Origin of the sequence: Sediminibacillus dalangtanensis (genome assembly GCF_017792025.1) — a bacterium.
GTDB lineage: Bacteria > Bacillota > Bacilli > Bacillales > Amphibacillaceae > Sediminibacillus > Sediminibacillus dalangtanensis.
In genome coordinates this window covers 3,280,078-3,296,348 of the sequence record NZ_CP046956.1, presented here as the reverse complement: position 1 = coordinate 3,296,348, position 16,271 = coordinate 3,280,078, and the positions used below count along the sequence as shown (strand labels likewise).

23 protein-coding genes, 1 pseudogene and 1 riboswitch are annotated in these 16,271 nt (G+C 43.2%); of the genes and pseudogenes, 18 read left to right on the top strand and 6 right to left on the bottom strand.

The window, feature by feature from the left end:
- Positions 1-54 precede the first annotated feature (54 nt).
- Positions 55-249: a hypothetical protein gene (locus ERJ70_RS16340; protein ID WP_209365840.1), complete on the bottom strand. Its 195-nt coding sequence runs from the start codon at positions 247-249 to the stop codon at positions 55-57.
- A 111-nt stretch (positions 250-360) separates the two neighbouring features.
- On the opposite strand from ERJ70_RS16340, the gene ERJ70_RS16335 reads away from it, so the two are divergent.
- The 8 genes from ERJ70_RS16335 (at position 361) to ERJ70_RS16300 (ending at position 4,584) form a co-directional block, all read left to right on the top strand.
- Positions 361-891: a GNAT family N-acetyltransferase gene (locus ERJ70_RS16335; RefSeq protein WP_209365839.1), complete on the top strand. Its 531-nt coding sequence runs from the start codon at positions 361-363 to the stop codon at positions 889-891.
- Between the two features lie 16 nt (positions 892-907).
- Positions 908-1,276: a VOC family protein gene (locus tag ERJ70_RS16330; protein WP_209365838.1), complete on the top strand. Its 369-nt coding sequence runs from the start codon at positions 908-910 to the stop codon at positions 1,274-1,276.
- Between the two features lie 170 nt (positions 1,277-1,446).
- Positions 1,447-1,992 (top strand): GNAT family N-acetyltransferase, encoded by a 546-nt coding sequence (locus tag ERJ70_RS16325; RefSeq protein ID WP_209365837.1) that lies wholly within the window; start codon positions 1,447-1,449, stop codon positions 1,990-1,992.
- 130 nt (positions 1,993-2,122) lie between these two features.
- Positions 2,123-2,596 carry a DUF2975 domain-containing protein gene (locus ERJ70_RS16320; protein ID WP_209365836.1) on the top strand — a complete coding sequence of 158 codons (474 nt, stop codon included), beginning with the start codon at positions 2,123-2,125 and terminating at the stop codon, positions 2,594-2,596.
- A 9-nt stretch (positions 2,597-2,605) separates the two neighbouring features.
- Positions 2,606-2,839: a helix-turn-helix domain-containing protein gene (locus ERJ70_RS16315; RefSeq protein ID WP_209365835.1), complete on the top strand. Its 234-nt coding sequence runs from the start codon at positions 2,606-2,608 to the stop codon at positions 2,837-2,839.
- Between the two features lie 97 nt (positions 2,840-2,936).
- A riboswitch (guanidine-I (ykkC/yxkD leader) is annotated at positions 2,937-3,037 on the top strand.
- 69 nt (positions 3,038-3,106) lie between these two features.
- Entirely contained in the window at positions 3,107-3,442 is a 336-nt protein-coding gene (locus ERJ70_RS16310; RefSeq protein WP_309507098.1) for a DMT family transporter, read from the top strand.
- Positions 3,442-3,756 carry a DMT family transporter gene (locus ERJ70_RS16305; protein ID WP_209365834.1) on the top strand — a complete coding sequence of 105 codons (315 nt, stop codon included), beginning with the start codon at positions 3,442-3,444 and terminating at the stop codon, positions 3,754-3,756. Before ERJ70_RS16310 ends, ERJ70_RS16305 begins: the two co-directional genes overlap by 1 nt.
- 345 nt (positions 3,757-4,101) lie before the next feature.
- Positions 4,102-4,584, top strand: a complete 483-nt coding sequence (locus tag ERJ70_RS16300; protein ID WP_209365833.1) for a DinB family protein — start codon at positions 4,102-4,104, stop codon at positions 4,582-4,584.
- Positions 4,585-4,655: 71 nt separating this feature from the next.
- On the opposite strand, the gene ERJ70_RS16295 is transcribed toward ERJ70_RS16300, so the two are convergent.
- Entirely contained in the window at positions 4,656-5,645 is a 990-nt protein-coding gene (locus ERJ70_RS16295; RefSeq protein ID WP_209365832.1) for a glycoside hydrolase family 43 protein, read from the bottom strand.
- A 154-nt stretch (positions 5,646-5,799) separates the two neighbouring features.
- Between ERJ70_RS16295 and ERJ70_RS16290 the strand changes: the two genes are divergently transcribed.
- Positions 5,800-6,159: a hypothetical protein gene (locus ERJ70_RS16290; protein ID WP_209365831.1), complete on the top strand. Its 360-nt coding sequence runs from the start codon at positions 5,800-5,802 to the stop codon at positions 6,157-6,159.
- A 57-nt stretch (positions 6,160-6,216) separates the two neighbouring features.
- Positions 6,217-6,517, top strand: a pseudogene (locus ERJ70_RS16285) (YnfA family protein).
- A gap of 49 nt (positions 6,518-6,566) precedes the next feature.
- Here ERJ70_RS16285 and ERJ70_RS16280 read toward each other — a convergent pair.
- A complete protein-coding gene (locus tag ERJ70_RS16280) occupies positions 6,567-7,001 on the bottom strand; it encodes an Rrf2 family transcriptional regulator (protein WP_209365830.1) in 435 nt (144 codons plus the stop codon).
- 196 nt (positions 7,002-7,197) lie between these two features.
- Here ERJ70_RS16280 and ERJ70_RS16275 point away from each other — a divergent pair, with 196 nt between their 5' ends.
- From ERJ70_RS16275 to ERJ70_RS16240, 8 genes are all read left to right on the top strand, one after another.
- Complete coding sequence (locus tag ERJ70_RS16275) at positions 7,198-7,839, top strand: NAD(P)-dependent oxidoreductase (protein WP_209365829.1); 642 nt, start codon at positions 7,198-7,200, stop codon at positions 7,837-7,839.
- 143 nt (positions 7,840-7,982) lie between these two features.
- Entirely contained in the window at positions 7,983-8,654 is a 672-nt protein-coding gene (locus tag ERJ70_RS16270) for an HAD hydrolase-like protein (RefSeq protein WP_209369463.1), read from the top strand.
- Between the two features lie 29 nt (positions 8,655-8,683).
- Complete coding sequence (locus ERJ70_RS16265) at positions 8,684-9,169, top strand: HIT family protein (protein WP_209365828.1); 486 nt, start codon at positions 8,684-8,686, stop codon at positions 9,167-9,169.
- Between the two features lie 13 nt (positions 9,170-9,182).
- The gene (locus ERJ70_RS16260; protein WP_209365827.1) at positions 9,183-9,638 is read left to right on the top strand and encodes a GNAT family N-acetyltransferase; all 456 of its coding nucleotides are present in this window, start codon (positions 9,183-9,185) and stop codon (positions 9,636-9,638) included.
- Between the two features lie 34 nt (positions 9,639-9,672).
- A complete protein-coding gene (locus ERJ70_RS16255) occupies positions 9,673-10,449 on the top strand; it encodes a class I SAM-dependent methyltransferase (protein WP_209365826.1) in 777 nt (258 codons plus the stop codon).
- A gap of 81 nt (positions 10,450-10,530) precedes the next feature.
- Positions 10,531-11,676, top strand: a complete 1,146-nt coding sequence (locus ERJ70_RS16250; protein ID WP_245208033.1) for a GGDEF domain-containing protein — start codon at positions 10,531-10,533, stop codon at positions 11,674-11,676.
- A gap of 114 nt (positions 11,677-11,790) precedes the next feature.
- Entirely contained in the window at positions 11,791-12,126 is a 336-nt protein-coding gene (mntA, locus tag ERJ70_RS16245; RefSeq protein WP_209365825.1) for a type VII toxin-antitoxin system MntA family adenylyltransferase antitoxin, read from the top strand.
- A complete protein-coding gene (locus tag ERJ70_RS16240; protein WP_209365824.1) occupies positions 12,081-12,476 on the top strand; it encodes an HI0074 family nucleotidyltransferase substrate-binding subunit in 396 nt (131 codons plus the stop codon). Before mntA ends, ERJ70_RS16240 begins: the two co-directional genes overlap by 46 nt.
- A gap of 80 nt (positions 12,477-12,556) precedes the next feature.
- On the opposite strand, the gene ERJ70_RS16235 is transcribed toward ERJ70_RS16240, so the two are convergent.
- The 3 genes from ERJ70_RS16235 to ERJ70_RS16225 form a co-directional block, all read right to left on the bottom strand.
- Positions 12,557-13,114 carry a GNAT family N-acetyltransferase gene (locus ERJ70_RS16235; RefSeq protein ID WP_209369458.1) on the bottom strand — a complete coding sequence of 186 codons (558 nt, stop codon included), beginning with the start codon at positions 13,112-13,114 and terminating at the stop codon, positions 12,557-12,559.
- Positions 13,115-13,379: 265 nt separating this feature from the next.
- The gene (locus ERJ70_RS16230; RefSeq protein ID WP_209365823.1) at positions 13,380-14,882 is read right to left on the bottom strand and encodes an MDR family MFS transporter; all 1,503 of its coding nucleotides are present in this window, start codon (positions 14,880-14,882) and stop codon (positions 13,380-13,382) included.
- A gap of 162 nt (positions 14,883-15,044) precedes the next feature.
- Positions 15,045-16,061, bottom strand: coding sequence for a S66 family peptidase (locus tag ERJ70_RS16225; protein ID WP_209365822.1), 1,017 nt, complete (start codon positions 16,059-16,061; stop codon positions 15,045-15,047).
- Positions 16,062-16,271 lie beyond the last annotated feature (210 nt).

Below are 16,271 nucleotides of genomic sequence, written 5' to 3'. Positions count from 1 at the left end.
ATCCGGGTATCTTTCCCGATAGATCAAGCTGCTTTTTTATGGTATATATAGCTGTCAGCTGGCAGATACGGCATGCTTCCATAGTCTGAACAATCGCCACCCGCTGCCAAGCAGTATAGCTGAACCAAGAAACAAGTAGGAAAAATGAAAGTCATACCATCCATAACTAATGGTGATGCCAACTGCTACAAACAGAATAAGGATGTTATAGCCAACTTGAAATTTCCAATAACCATCCGTGCCGCCCATTTTTCAAACTCCTTCTAAGTCATCTTTCTTTCTATTGTAACAAAGCAGTCAAAGCAGGAATGGAACAAAAATTATCGAAATGATAATAAGGAAATGAAAGGAGCGGGGAAGGTGAAGTGGACGATAGATGAGCAGGACTTTTTATGGAGGAAGGCGGAAACAAGTGATTTGAATGGCGTTTTGTCTCTGCTTCAACAGGCTGGCCGGTGGCTGCAGACAAAAAATACAACACAGTGGGATTACTATGTAACAGATTTGCAGGGAAATACCGCAGAGGTGAAAGATTCTATTGATAACCATCATACATATGTTCTGGAGAGTGACGGGCAAGCAATAGCCTCGATTACATTAGAAGATTCGCCAAGCGAGTGGGATTTTTCCATATGGGGAGAGGAGGCAGGAGAAGCACCTGCATTCTATTTGCATCGTATGGTGGTACACCGTGATTATGCCGGAAAAGAAATCGGCGGACGGATGATCGAATGGGCCAGGGAAGTTGCAAAAGAAAAAGAAAAAAAGTGCATTCGTTTTGACTGTCTGGCAAGCAATAGCGGGTTGAACCATTATTATCAAAAGAGGTACCGGCGGGTTGGTATAGCAAATGTGTACGGGCAGCACAGTAAATACGAAATTAGTCTATAGAGTGGGGGCGAAGTGAATGGCGAAGGTGGTCGGATTTGAAATAAGCAGTCAGGATCCGGAAAAAGCAGTGGAATTTTATAGGAAGGTATTTGGCTGGGAAATAGCCGAACCCAACTGGGAATATTGGCCGGTAGCTTTTGAAATCGGTACGGATGACAGCGGAATAAACGGAGGGATCAGTAAAGGGCCGAATGATTTTCCACATGGGACAAGGATTCAGATTGAGGTGGAGTCCATTGATGAGACACTGGTTTTGGCCCAACAGTGTGGGGCGATGGTGGTCAGGGAGAAGATGGAGTTTGATTCTTTCTTTCTTGCCTATTTAGTGGATCCTACTGGTGTCGGATTGGGGTTGATGGAGAAGAGAAAAGTGGCAGGACACTGATTGCCTTTTTCAATAACGTAGGCTATCTATACCTAGCTACGATATTCCGTTCTTAAGTGATATAATTCATAAATTGCAGAAAGAAGTAAAGTTATTAGAGCGATGGTGTTAGACATCGCTTCTTCTTCTTTTTGTCGTGAGAATGGAAGTATTTATAAGGGGGGGATGGGATGAGAGGCGAAAAGTATTTTTCCGCACGATACTTGCAATACCGGATAAGGCAAGCAGAGGAAGCCGATGCGGAAAAACTGGCGAAAGTCAGGCTGCGAATTGATGGAGAAACAGAAAATATGGATCGGGAGCAAGGGGAAGATTCTATCGATCCGCTTGGGTTCAAGGAGCTCATCAAGGCGGATGGAGAAGCAAATCACAATCTTTTTTTAGTCGCAGAGGTGGGTCCGGATATCGTCGGTTTCTCCAGGTGCGCTGGCAGCCATTTGAAGCGCATGGCACATCAAGTCGAGTTTGGGGTAGGAGTACGAAAGGAATTTTGGGGGCATGGAATCGGAAAAAATCTTTTGAAGGAATCGATTTCTTGGGCAGATGCGAACAAAATCGTCAAAATGACGTTACGCGTACTGGAAACCAATTCAGCGGCCATCCAGCTTTATCAAAAGCTTGGTTTCGAAGTGGAGGGTATTTTGAAAAAAGACAAGCTCCTCTCTGATGGTGCGTTTTACGACACCATTTTAATGGCAAGATTTAATGATGCTTGAGTTAGATCTTTCTGTTGCTTATAGCTAAAGTTTTAATATTGGGTTGCAAAGATGACATATAATAAACTTTTATTGATAATCGATAAATGGTGTATTAATATAAAGGTATAAAAAACAATTGAGGTGCTGTATGAAAAAAGGAACGACCATCTTTTTAAAATTGGCAGTCATCGTCATTGGATTGATTATCCTTGCATTATGTGTTTGGGCCCCGACCATGGCAAAAGAAGCGGCAGAAATGAATCCAGAATATGCTTATCTCAGATATCCTGTTTTGATCGGCATTTATATCCCGGTTATCCCGTTTTTTATCGCTTTATATCAGGCGTGGAAGCTTTTACACTATATCGAGCATAAACAGGCTTTTTCCCGATGGGCGGTTGTAGCCTTGAAGCGAATTAAAGGTTGTGGTATCGTGATCGGTTGCATCTACATAGCTGGCATGCTTTTTCTTATTACTCAACATGCATTGCATCCGGGAATTGCTTTGATAGGGTTATTGATCGTTTTTGCTTCATTCGTTATATCTGTTTTCTCTGCCGTATTACAAGAATTGTTGGCAAGTGCGCTCCAAATTAAAAAAGAAAACGAATTGACGATTTGAGGTGAAAAGATGGCGATTGTCATTCGCATCGATGTGATGCTGGCGAAACGGAAAATGAGTGTCACAGAGCTTTCCGAAAAAGTGGGCATTACCATGGCGAATCTTTCCATCCTGAAGAATGGAAAGGCAAAAGCAGTCCGCTTTTCCACGTTGGAAGGGATTTGCAGAGCCCTGGATTGCCAGCCTGGAGATATTTTAGAGTATATAGAGGAAGAAGGAGAAGATCCCGATGAAAAACGGTAGGTTCGTTCATTTTCTCAGAACAGGAATACCGTCCTTCATCATTGCCGTTGCTTTGTTTTCATGAAACAATTCTGGTAAAATGAATGCAATATTATAACGATTCGTTTTCTAGGGTTCCGCGGCAGGGTTGCCGGTCTGGTCCGAGAGAAAACACACAGCATCCTTGCTGTGACACGGAGGGATAAAAGCCCGGGAGGTACTGTCAGTTCAGTTATCTCCCGGGCTATTTGTTTTGAGAAGGGAAATACGCAGCTAGGAGGAATCGCATTGAATCATGAATGGATGAAAGTAATCATCGCAGCATTTTTTGAAGTTTGCTGGGTGGTAGGCTTGAAACACGCCGATGATCTATGGACCTGGACAGGGACTGTTTTAGCGATCGTCATTAGTTTTTATCTGCTAGTGAAGTCAGGGGAGAAGCTTCCGGTTGGCAGCGCTTATGCCGTCTTTGTGGGTCTTGGCACTGCCGGGACCGTGTTATCCGATATCGTCTTTTTTGGCGAACCGTTTAAACTGGAAAAGATTTTGTTAATCGCCGTTCTGTTAGCAGGCGTCATTGGTTTGAAGTTGGTAGAAGATGAAAAGAAAGGAGAGGAAGCCTGATGGCATGGATAGCATTGGTAGTAGCAGGACTTTTTGAAATGTTTGGCGTCACCATGATCAACAAATTGCACAAAGATCATAGCTGGCAGCCATTTGTCTTGTTGTTAGTCGGGTTTGCCGGAAGCTTTCTTTTCCTTGCTTATGCTTTGCAAGCTTTGCCGATGGGTACCGCTTACGCTATCTGGACAGGGATAGGCGCAGCAGGTGGTGCGATTACTGGCATGGTTTTATATGGAGAATCAAAACACTGGAAGCGGGTCCTGTTCATCATTATGATTTTGGGGGCTGTGATTGGGTTGAAGCTGGTGTCTTGACGAGGTGGTTTAACTGGGAGAGAAAGAAGATGAAAGATGATCATTTTTACCGAAAAGAAGATCAACTAACGAGGGAAGAAGATCAAATACATTAGAAAGAAGATCAATTTACGAGAGAAGATGATCAAATGCCCCGCAAAAACAAGATTCACTTTGCTGGAGATACCCTGAAAAGCAGGATTGACCTCCCTTTATGAAGAATTAAAGGGGGAGTAGGTTACGAAGGAAACTCGAATAAAAAGTTAGAAAACTGAAGGATTAGTGCAAAATGTGTTGTTTTCCGTGAAGTTACACAGTAGGTATAAAGATTATTCTAAATCAGATAGATGTTAGGGAGGCCTCGCTATGAAAAAACTTTTTCAATACAACTGGCAAGTTCGTGATGACTGGTTTAATTGGTGTGAAAATGTTCCGGAAGAAGAGTTGTTGAAGAATCGAGTCGGCGGGGTAGGCAGTATCCTGTACACTCTGTTTCATATCATAGAAGTCGAACACAGCTGGCTTATTTTAGACTTGAAAGGCGATCGGGAGCAGGAGAATCTATCATTTGAGAGGTATAACAGTTTAAAGAAAGTTAGAGAGCTTTCGGAAAAACTTCACAGGGAAGTCGAGCCATTCGTAACTAACTGGACATACGAAATGGAGACACGTCTTTTTTCGGAAATGGATGTCGATGGGAACACAGTAAGCTTTACGCATGGTGAGATTATGCGGCATGTCATTGCCCATGAAATACACCATATAGGTCAGTTATCCATTTGGTCGAGAGAATTAGGAAGGCAACCTGTTACTGCAAACTTGATCAGGAGAGGGCTGTTTGCTGACTGACGTTGTTTCAAGACGGTTGAATAAAAAAATGCAAAAAAACAACCGGCTCCTTGGAAGAAGCCGGTTGCTTTCTAAATCTGATCACTGTAAGGATCAATCGTTTGAATCGTTCCATCCTCGTTGTATTTCAATTCTGTAAACTTAACGGAGCGCTTATGGTCTACGCCATCAGACAACGAACAATCATGATAAAACAAATACCATTTATTCTGGAACTGCACAATCGAATGGTGGGTTGTCCATCCAGTGACCGGTTTCAGGATCGTACCTTTGAATTCGAACGGTCCCTCTGGATTTTCACTTACAGCATACACGATTTTGTGCGTCGTTCCAGTGGAATAGGAAAGGTAGTAAAGTCCATTGTATTTATGAACCCATGGACCTTCGAAATACCTGCGGTCTTCATCACGTGCGAGAATCGGATTGCCATTTTCGTCCACGATGGAAATTTCTTTTGGCTCCCGTTTAAAGGTGAGCATATCGTCGCTTAATTCTGCGACAATTGGTCCCAATGCGGGTTCAGATGGGGCGGGACCCTCAGCATCCGGCTTGAATGTACCGGTCTGCCATTTTTCTAGCTGTCCTCCCCAAAGCCCGCCGAAATAGATAAACGCCTTGTCGTCGTCATCAACGAAAACAGCGGGGTCGATGCTGAAGCTTCCAGGTATGTAGTTTTTCTCGGCTTTGAAAGGGCCTGCAGGATTGGAACTTGTCGCAACACCGATGCGGAAGATGCCATCGTGATCTCTCGCGGGAAAAAACAAATAATAGGTGTTGTTTTTATAAGCCGCATCTGGTGCCCAAAGCTGCCGACTTGCCCAAGGGATGTCATCTACGTGGAGCACTTGGCCGTGATCTACACACGGACTGTTCATATCTTCCAAGGACAGTACATGGTAATCCTTCATCTTATATTGATCACCATTATCGTTGGAAGGTTCGTTATGGTCCAAATCGTGTGAAGGATAAATATATACCTTTCCCTCAAAAACGTGTGCAGAAGGGTCTGCAGTAAAAATATGCGTCACCAAAGGTTGATTGGGTTTAACGTTTTCCGTCATGCTTTATCCCTCCATCTAATGTAAATGCTTTCACTAGTAGTATAGCGGAAAATTGTTACTTTGTACATTGAATAAACTAACTTTATTGTTTGGTAAAAGGATAGATGAAGAATGGAAGTAGTGTTAAGTTAGATTAAGCGGGGAGGTGGCTGGGATGGAAAAACCATTGTTCATTTGGCTGAAGGTAGCGAAGCACAATTCATTTTTGGTAATCGCGATAATCATTTTGATGGTCTTTCTTTATCCTTTTTGGTTAGGATTACCCTTTTATTACATAAGCGGTGCTTTGCCACTTGCTGCTCCCATTCTATTTCCTTTCTTTTCCGCACTGTTATTTTCTGCAGGGTTTATCTTTATTAATTTACTGGCTGCAAAGGCAATGGATGATAAAAAAGGGCAGCGAAGTGTTTATCAGTGGACATTCTATTTTCAGTTTTGGACTATCAGTATCTCCTATTTCCTTCTGTTTATTGGTTATTGCATTGTATGGTTTTCCGTCAACTTTTCTATTTGATTTGTTTAAAACTTTCATGGGATTTTTCAAGAGTGCTAAAAATAATTTTTATTATTTATGTTTGCCGGCATAGCGGAAATCGTGGGAGGACATTTCATCTGGTTATGGTTAAGAGAAGGGAAGCCTTACTACTGGGCATAGGCGGCGGAATTGCTTTGGCTCTGTATGGGATCATTGCTAACTTTCAAAACTTGCCGACATTCGGCAGGGTGTACGCTGCAAATGGAGGTGTTTTTATCGTCCTTTCTGTTTTATGGGGAGGGGGTATCGATAGAAAACACCGGATCTCTATGATTGGCTGGGAGCTGGCATATGCTTGATCGGGGTTTCGGTGACGTTGTTTGCACCTCGCCAGTAAAAACGAAGCGTATCTCACCAAATGTGGAGATACGCTTCGTTGGACACTTTTATTGTGCAGCTTCTTTACTTAGAATATCGTCTACTACATCAGCAATGGTGACATTGCCAAGGGCTTTTTCCATGGCCTGTTCGGCTGCGGAGAACATCGGTGTAATCGTATCCTGAATGTTTCTGCCCACCGCACAATCTGGGTTCGGGTTATCATGAACGCTGAAAAGTTCTTTTTCCTGTACGACCTGGACAGCTTTATAAACATCATGCAGGGTGATTTCCGAAAGGTCCCTTGCCGGTTGTGCGCCGGCAATTCCTGGACGGACGTTAACCAGTCCTGCTTTTTTTAACATCCCGATGATTTTCCGGATAACCGCGGGATTGGTATTGACACTGGCAGCAATAAATTCCGAAGAGTTTGCTTCCCCTTTATTGACTTCCAGCAGTGCTAATATATGGACACCTACAGCAAAACGGCTGCTGATGGACATTTCTCGTCACCTTCCTTGAACGGAAAAAATAGATAGATCATGTAATGAGGATGATTACACCTACATTATAGCGTAAAGCGGACAAACATGGGAAGAATCCCTTTTTGTTGACTTGAATAGTACATGTAACTAAAATTATTACATGTAATCGATTATATTACATGTATGGCAATTCAGAGAAACAGGAGGGGTTCGTATGAAAATAGGAATTATTGGTGCAAGCGGTAAAGCAGGCGGTTTGATCTTAAAGGAGGCGCTGGACAGAGGGCATGAGGTAACAGCGATTGTGAGAAATGCAGCAAAAATCAACAATTCGGAGGTTACCGTCCTCGAAAAAAACATTTTTGATATAACAGCAGATGACTTCAAGCCATTTGATGTGGTGGTCAATGCATTCAACGCGGCTCCTGGCGAAGAACATCACCATGTAGAAGCAGGAAGGGTGCTAATCGAGGCAGCAAAAGGCGCTCCAGATACAAAACTTTTCGTTGTAGGAGGAGCAGGAAGCTTGTTTGTGGACGAAGAGAAAACAACTCGCTTATTCGATACACCTGATTTCCCTGCCGCTTATTTGCCGACAGCTAAAAACGCAGGTCGGAATCTAGAAGATTTAGAGAGTACCAGCAGTATTCAATGGACTTACCTAAGCCCGGCAGCATTCTTTGACCCGGACGGAAAGCGTACTGGAACTTACCAAAAAGGAAAAGATCAAGTTATTCAAAATGCAAACGGTGACAGCTACGTCAGCTACCCTGATTTTGCGATTGCAGTGCTGGACGAAATCGAAAACCCAGTACATCCAAACGAACGCTTCACCGTCGTCTCCAATCCAGCATAAACAGAACCACCAGACAAGGGACAGTCCCCGATCGTGTTTCGGGGACTGTCCCTTTATTTATTTGGGGACTGACCCCGGGTTGGGGTCAGTCCCTCTGTGAGAGGATAAACATGTTATAATGGTGGGAGCGAGGAGGGGGAATGATGATTAAACATGTTATTTTCGATATGGATGGTACGCTTTTTCAAACGGAGAGAATTTTGGCACTTTCATTGGAAGAGACTTTTCAGGATTTACGGAGCAGGGCATTATGGAATGGGGAAACACCGCTTGAAAAGTATCGTAGCATTATGGGAGTGCCGCTTCCAGAAGTATGGAGGACTTTATTGCCGAACCACCCTGAGCCTGTCAGGGAGCAAACAGATGCCTTCTTTCTCAGTCAATTGATAAGCAACATCAAAAGCGGCAAAGGAGCTTTGTATCCAGACGTCGAGGAAGTGTTTCATCAATTAGTGGAAGAGGGCTGCAGTATTTACATAGCAAGCAATGGCTTGAAAGAGTATCTTCACGCTATCATAGAATTTTATCAGCTTGATCGCTGGGTGACCGAGACATGCAGTATTCAACAAATTGACTCGTTGAATAAGGGGGAACTAGTCAAACAGATCGTCGATAAATATGGGATAGAGGATGGAGTGGTAATTGGTGACAGGCTATCCGATTTTAAAGCTGCAAAGCAAAATGGATTGCTATCGGTGGGGTGTGATTTCGATTTTGCTCGTGAGGAAGAACTGGCGCAAGCCGATGTTGTCATTGACGGTTTAGGGGAATTGAAAACAATCATCCCTTCCTTGCGTAAGCAGCCAGAAATTTAATATGTATTTTTAAAAAGGGGAAACGTGTCATGCCAACCATCACGTTATCGAACGGAAAGACAGTGGAAGTGGAATGTCTCAGCTGCGCCTTGACCAGTGGAGCAATTGAACCAGACGGGGGCGTTATTGTCGAAACAGAATTTTTCCATGCGCACCAGGATGTGGCCTATCCGATCAAGGGATTAATTATCCTGGCTTCCAAGCGGCATATCAAGGGCCTGGATGAACTGACGGAAAAGGAGCAACTGGATTATATTCACTTGCTTGCCAGAATTCGTAAAGCACAGAGAGACATACTGGGAATTGACTTTGTATATTATTTTTACAACGAAGATACCACCCATCATTTCCATACTTGGATGGTGCCGCGTTATCCATGGATGGATGCATTCGGCCGCTCTGTCGAATCGGTCAGACCGGTGCTCCTTTACGCCCGCAATGAGCGGAACAGTGAAGAGAACCATGCGGAAGCCATGGAGGCGATCGAAGCTTTAAAAAATGAATTGAATGGCTGAAGGGGGTATGTGAGTGAGAACAAGTGATCTTAAAATAGTTCCTATTAATCTGCAAACCCAGTTCATGGCCAAGCAAGTTATCCTTGAAGGGTTGTATGACTATTTTGGATATGTCGATCACGGGCTCAATGAAGACTTATTTTGTCCGATTGATTATTATCAAGGAAATGACAGAACCCTGTTTATTGGTATATATCGAGGGTTGATTGTATGTACTGGTGGATTAGTCGAGGAGGAAACAAGGATTGGCAGAATCGTCAGAATATCGGTACTGGATAAATTCTGGGGTAAAGGATTCGGCAGGGAAATGGTTGCTTTCCTGGAGAAAAGGGCTAGACTTCTTGATTATAAAAAAATTGTACTGGAAACAAATAAAGCCTGGAGCGGAACGAAAGCTTTTTATCAAAGGATGGATTATAAACAGGCTGGCGACAAAGCAGAAATAACTGAATTTTTCAAGAATATTTAGGATTAAAAACACATATAGGGAAGGATGAGGCAGGATGGGGATTGATTTTCACGACAGTAGTAATCGACATGCTTACACCACAAGACATGCTGATTCTTCTTGGAGAAAAACGGTGGAGAGTCTTGTACCCATTGAAAGTGTTTCACTAGCAGCGGATATAGGATGTGGTGGCGGGATTTATAGTCAGGCGCTTGTTGACTTGGGGGTGAATTTCGTCATCGGGGTTGATTCCTCGGAAGCCATGTTGGAAGGAGCAAGGGAAAATTGTGGAGCGTATTCTAATTTGGCTTTTCGAAAGGGAGACGCTTTACAAACTGGATTACAAAGCGAACTATGTGATTTGGTGCTTGAGAGGGCATTGATCCATCATTTAACGGATTTAGATGCTTGTTTTCAAGAGGCTTATCGTATTCTAGAGCCAAATGGCTATATAGTTGTCCAAGACCGAACACCAGAAGACTGTTTTCAAATAGGCAGTGCATACCATGTCAGAGGCTATTTGTTTGAGTTATTTCCCTGGTTGCAGGATTTAGAGGGGAAGCGGCGTCACTCAACCCAGAAAGTCACAAGCAGTCTAATTGATGCTGGATTTCATTCTATTGAAGAAGTAAAATTGTGGGAAACAAGACAAGAGTATGCCTCCAAACATCAGCTACTGGATGATTTGCGTAATAGAACAGGGAGAAGTATCTTGCACGAACTCGATAGACAGGAGTTAAACCAACTTGTTACCTACGTGGATCAATCCTTACCATCCAATCAGCCCATAACTGAAAAAGACCGCTGGACAATTTGGAAAGCAGTTAAGTAAATTCCCCGGAGACAGTCCCCGAACAGTAAGGGAACTACGTGTTAGGGACTGACCCCACCCCTTATTGGGGTCAGTCCCTCTGTGAAATTGTTAACATTCTTATTTCTATTTGGGGAATTGTATGCTATTTTAACAATGGTGATGCAAGTGATTATTATGAAAGAACTGCTCTCCGACTTAGCGATTTTGTCTTCTCTGTTATTTCTTTATACGCAAGTAACAAGTACCTCACCGCTGAGTCGGAGCTCGAGTCGAACCAGAAAAATTATTATAGGGTTATTCGGTGGACTCTTGAGTAATATATTGATGCAATACAGCATGAATATCGGCAACACGATCATTGATTTACGTCATATTCCCATTATTATTATGGCTTACTATGGAGGTTTTTTGCCCACGTTGTCAGCAGGCTTGCTGATTATCTTTGGGCGTTTTCTCTTCGGATTTAACACTTCCTCTTTTGCGGCCATATTCCTGGTAACATTCATTTCTGCTGCCGCTTTGCTGATTTCCCGCAGGCAACTATCAAAAAAGAAAAAGATATTCTGGATGGTCACATTTTCTAATCTCGTCTTTACTGTCCTTGTCTTCTATCTGTTAAATGATATAAAGCTGTTGCTTCATTTGATTCCGATTTATTGGGGGATATCCTACTTAGCTGGGTTCATTTCGTTTTCTATTATCGAATATATAAGACGGAGCCAAGAACTATTCAATCAATACAAAGCAGAATCAGCCACCGATGGTTTGACAGGGCTGAATAATTTCAGGAAGTTTGATGAGGTATTCAATCAGTTAATGTTCAACCAAGAAAGAACAAATGAAAAGATTTCACTCCTATATATCGATATTGACTATTTCAAGAAGATAAATGACACGTATGGCCATGCAGAAGGGGACATTGTTTTAAAAGAGTTAGCCAGCATTTTAAAGAGCTCGACTAGATCGTTTGATATTGTCAGCCGGAATGGAGGGGAAGAGTTCACAGCGATTTTACGTGATTGCGGGCTTAACCAGGCAATTGAGATAAGTGAACTGATCCGAAAAAATGTTGAGGACTTCACTTTTATCTTAAACTCCGGGCATCAAATAAATATCACCGTATCAATAGGAATTGCAAATTTTGATGAAACAACCAAACACGCGGCTGATTTAATCGACGATGCGGACAAAGCACTTTATCAAGCTAAAAAGAATGGCCGTAACCGAGTTTATGTGTCCCAATGAAAAAGAGAGGGACAGTCCCTTTTACTTATTGGGGACTGTCCCCCCATTCCGTCCAACAGTTTGTATGAAGGATGGTGTGATATACTAAAGGAAAAGGGGAAAGGTGTGATTTAAATGAACTCACACGAACGAACATTGAATGAACTGAAGCGTGTTGTGGAAAAGACGATGCCACATCATGATGTGACAGTATATTTATTTGGATCATGGGCAAGAATGCAGCAAAAGCAGAGTTCTGATATTGATATCGCTATTGACGCCGAGCGTCCTATTTCCCCTGCTCTTAAGCAAAGATTGCTTGATGCTCTTGAAAATAGTAAGATTCCTTATCATATAGATGTTGTTGAGTTAGCGGAAGCCAATGACTCTTTAAAGCAGAACATCCTTCAAGAGGGGGTTATCTTATGGAAAGACTCCAACAGCGATTTCAAGCAGCAGCGAATGCTTTGAAGGCATTTAAAAAGCTGGTGATGATAGAAACTCCGGATGATATTGAGCGCGATGCGTCAATCCAACGCTTTGAATTCACTTTTGAAGCATGTTGGAAAGCAGCAAAGGATTATTTGTTTATTGTAGAGGGACTAGTTTGTGGTTCTCCTAAGAGTGTGATTCGCAGTTGCAGGGAAGTAGGTTTGTTCAATGAAGATGAGGCAATCGCTGCTCTCTCCATGGTAGATGATCGGAATCTTACGGTTCACACTTATAATGAAGAAGTGGCCATAAAGATCTATAAAAATTTAAGCCACCACTATTTTCTACTCGATAGCTGGTTATCCAGAATGACGGAGAAAACCGAATAGCCGGATTATTGCAAAACACGCTTGACCTAATCAAGCGTGTTTTCTGCATGGTTCCAAATCTATTCGCATTTATATGGCTGTTAATTTTGCTTTTTTTGCCATTCACTTCGCAGCATCCCCATTTTAATGGCATCATAATACTTATTGTCTACTATTCGAGCGTCTCTTATCCTCGCTTCTTCCTTCATGCCGATTTTTTCAGCCACTTTGATCATGCGGACATTTCCTGACCAAGTGGACATACCGAGTCTATGCAAGTCGGTTTGTTGGAACAAAAAGTCAATCCAGCGTTTATAGGCTTCGGTGCCGTAACCGCCGTTCCAATAATCTTTGTCATATATGACAATTCCGGTTTCCAGCCAATTTGTGTTTTTATCAACCCAATAGGCACCTACGTAACCAATCAGCTGATCTTCGACGTAAATGATCAATGAGGCAGGAACGCCAGGAGCAATCGGCTCTTCCCGTCGCCAGCTCACATCGTATTCTTGTTTACTGACCCTTTCTTCGGGAATGTACGGCCCATTCCACTTTTTTGCAGCCTGTTCTGGCTCTTCATACTTCCAGTAATAAAGTTCATCGATTGCTTGTTGATCGGGTTCTTTAAGTACCACTTTGTCTCCAACTATTTTTACAATAAAATAACACATCCTTTTGTAAGAGGCATGGATTAAACATTTTTATTCCTAAACTTTCTTCTACTCACTAAATCTGCCAATGAGTGAGTAGGAATAGAGGGACTGACCCCATTTGGCTATGGGGTCAGTCCCCAAATCGGGCTCAAAGCTGGATAGAATAAACGGAAATCCCGCTGGTTCGGGCTTTTCCTATGGCAGGGACAGTCCCCGACGCCAGCCAAAGTGTGTCCCTATACGTGATTGGGGACTGTCCCCTTATTCTACTTTATTTCCGCTCTATCTTGGGGAAGAAGAGGGTCAGGGCGAATGTGATGAGTCCGATGGCGAACAGGCCGATATAGACGGCATGCAATGCTGTGGACAGGGAGGCCTGCAGCTGTTCTAGGGCGTTTTCCGGCAGGCGGCTGCGCATGGTTTCGTCCAGCAGTGCGTTGGTAGAGCTGCTGTCGATGATATCAGAGCCGGAGTCCCCGCTGTCCTGCATCAATTGGTTCATCCGCATGTTGAGCACACCACCGAGGACTGCTGCACCGAGCGCGCTGCCGATGATACGCATGAACATGTTCAAGGATGTAGCCACGCCGCGTGTTTTCCAGTCGACACTGCTTTGAATTGCAACAATAAAGGTAGTGCTGGACAATCCCATTCCTACGCCAACCACAAACGAACTTATCCCCGCATAGACAGGTCCTTTCCCAGGATCGAGGAACATAAACAGCAAACCGCCGATCCCCAGAGCAGTTCCTCCCAAAATCGCAGTCTGCCTGAAGCCGATTTTCAATACCAGATGGCCGGCAATGGTTGCGGAAATCGGCCAGCCAATCGACATGGTGCACAACGTAAACCCGGCAACAATGGCGGAATACCCCATTACGGCTTGTACATAGGTTGGCAGAAAACTGGACAACCCGATCATCATCATGCCGGAAGTCAAGGTTGCCAGGTTGGCGATGGTAATCAATTTGTTATTCCAGATTCCCAGTGGCATCATTGGTGCTGTGGCTTTTTTCTCCTGCCAAATAAACAAAACGGCCCCAACAATAAATATGGCTATCAATATCAGTACCTGCGGCGAAATCCAAGCCCAGGCTGCCCCGCCTTGTACGAGCACAACAATCAAAGCAGAAATGGCGATAAAAAACAAACTCGAGCCCATGTAGTCGATCGATTTCTTTTCCTTGGTAACATCCTCATGGAAAAATATAATAACACCGATCATCCCGATAATCCCCAGCGGAATGTTCATCCAAAAAATCCATGCCCAGTCCGAAAAACGAACAATAAAGCCTCCCAGCAGCGGACCGACAACGGAAGAAATCCCCCAAACGCTGGCCAAATAGCCCTGGATTTTGGAACGTTCTTCGACGGTGTACATATCTCCCACAATGGTCGTGACGATTGGCTGGACCGCCCCAGCGCCCAGACCCTGTATGACCCGAAACACAACTAGCATCGTCATCGTCGTAGCCAGTCCGCATAACAGGGAACCGGCCAAAAATATGACGACGCCTATTAGAAATATCGGTTTCCTGCCGAACAAGTCTGATAGTTTTCCATAGATAAGCGTAGTGACTGCCTGCATTAACAGAAAAGAAGAGAAAACCCAACTGTAAACTGAAAAACCGCCAAGATCCCCGACGATGTTTGGCATCGCCGTAGCGACAATCGTTCCCTCAATTGCTGCCATGAACATGGAGATCACCAAAGCTGCTAACACAAGAGGGCGTTTTGTGTTATTTGCTGAAGCGGTTTGTGCGAGTTCTGACATGTTTGTGTCCTTCTTTCGAAATGAATATCGTTCTCTCTTTTAATGTAATCGGATTAGCAGATAATTGCAAAAAGCATGCGGGAAAGTAGACAAAAAGAATCAAAAGAAGAAAACCACTCGACAACGAGTGGCAGCGATATTGTTATTCAGTCCAGGCATTGATTAAGATTCAGAATGCGCTATGACGCCATTTTCCAAAAAAACAATTTCCCCGTGATCAGCATCCAATTCTGCCTTTATCCCGATGGGGAAAACGTGAGAAGGGAAAGTATGTCCGACGTCTACATTGGTGAGAATGGGGATATCCCTGTCACCGATCACTTCCAGCAACAATTCATCTAATGTAAATGGAGCGCTTAAATCATTAAACTGTTCGTGTTTTCCAACGATCAATCCACTAATTTTATCAAAAATACCAGATACCTTTAACATGCTGAACAGTCTTTCTTCCATCGCCATATCTTTAAAGGAATCTTCGATAAAGAGAATGGAGTCGTCCAGGTCGGGAAAATATTGGGTATTCAAAAAACCTGACATGGTATTTAAGTTGCCGCCAATCAATTTTCCGGAGGCTTTGCCTTCCCGCAAACAATTCCATCCCTCATTTTTATACATTTTTTTTGCCCGGTTTTGTGTATGCCAATCGAGCATTTCATCCGTCCATTCGTCCGGAATTTCAAGGGTGTAAGGGGAGGATTTCTGCAAGGCTGTCACATTCTGAAAAAATTCCAACCCTTTTGGCAGCATTTCAGGATATTCTCCGAACGAAGGGACAATCGCCGGCCCATAAAACGTGATTAATCCTGTTTTGGCATAAATGCCTAACAACAATGCTGTTACGTCGCTATATCCCATTACGATTTTCGGATTATCCTTCAAAAGGTCGTAATTAATGTAAGGCAATAAAGAGTTCGAGTTGGTACCACCTATCGTACTGATGATTGCTTTAATCTCGTCATCATAAAAAAATGCATTGATTTCTTCGGCTCTTTCTTTTATTGTTCCAGAACGATAAGCCTGTTGTTGAGTAGAACACTTTCCTTCTACCACCTGGTAGCCAAGTTTCTTTAATTGTTCCAGACCTCTTTGATAACGTTGTTTAAAATGAACTGGTGCAGGGGAAGATGGAGTAATGATTCCTATCTTATCTCCCTTTTTTAACTTAACTGGTTTGACCATGGAGTAGCCTCTTTTCCATTAAAATAGAATTCCGTAAATAATGATTCTGATGAAAAGGATGATTGCTAAAGCTCTGACCGTTAAGCCGATTTCAGCTGAATTTCCAAAGAAAGAGAGAATGGTTCCGACTAATGAAACGGCTATAAGAAGGAGGAGGCGGTACTATCCAAACGTATTGTCGGAAAAGCTCTTACCCAACCAGAGCGTAAC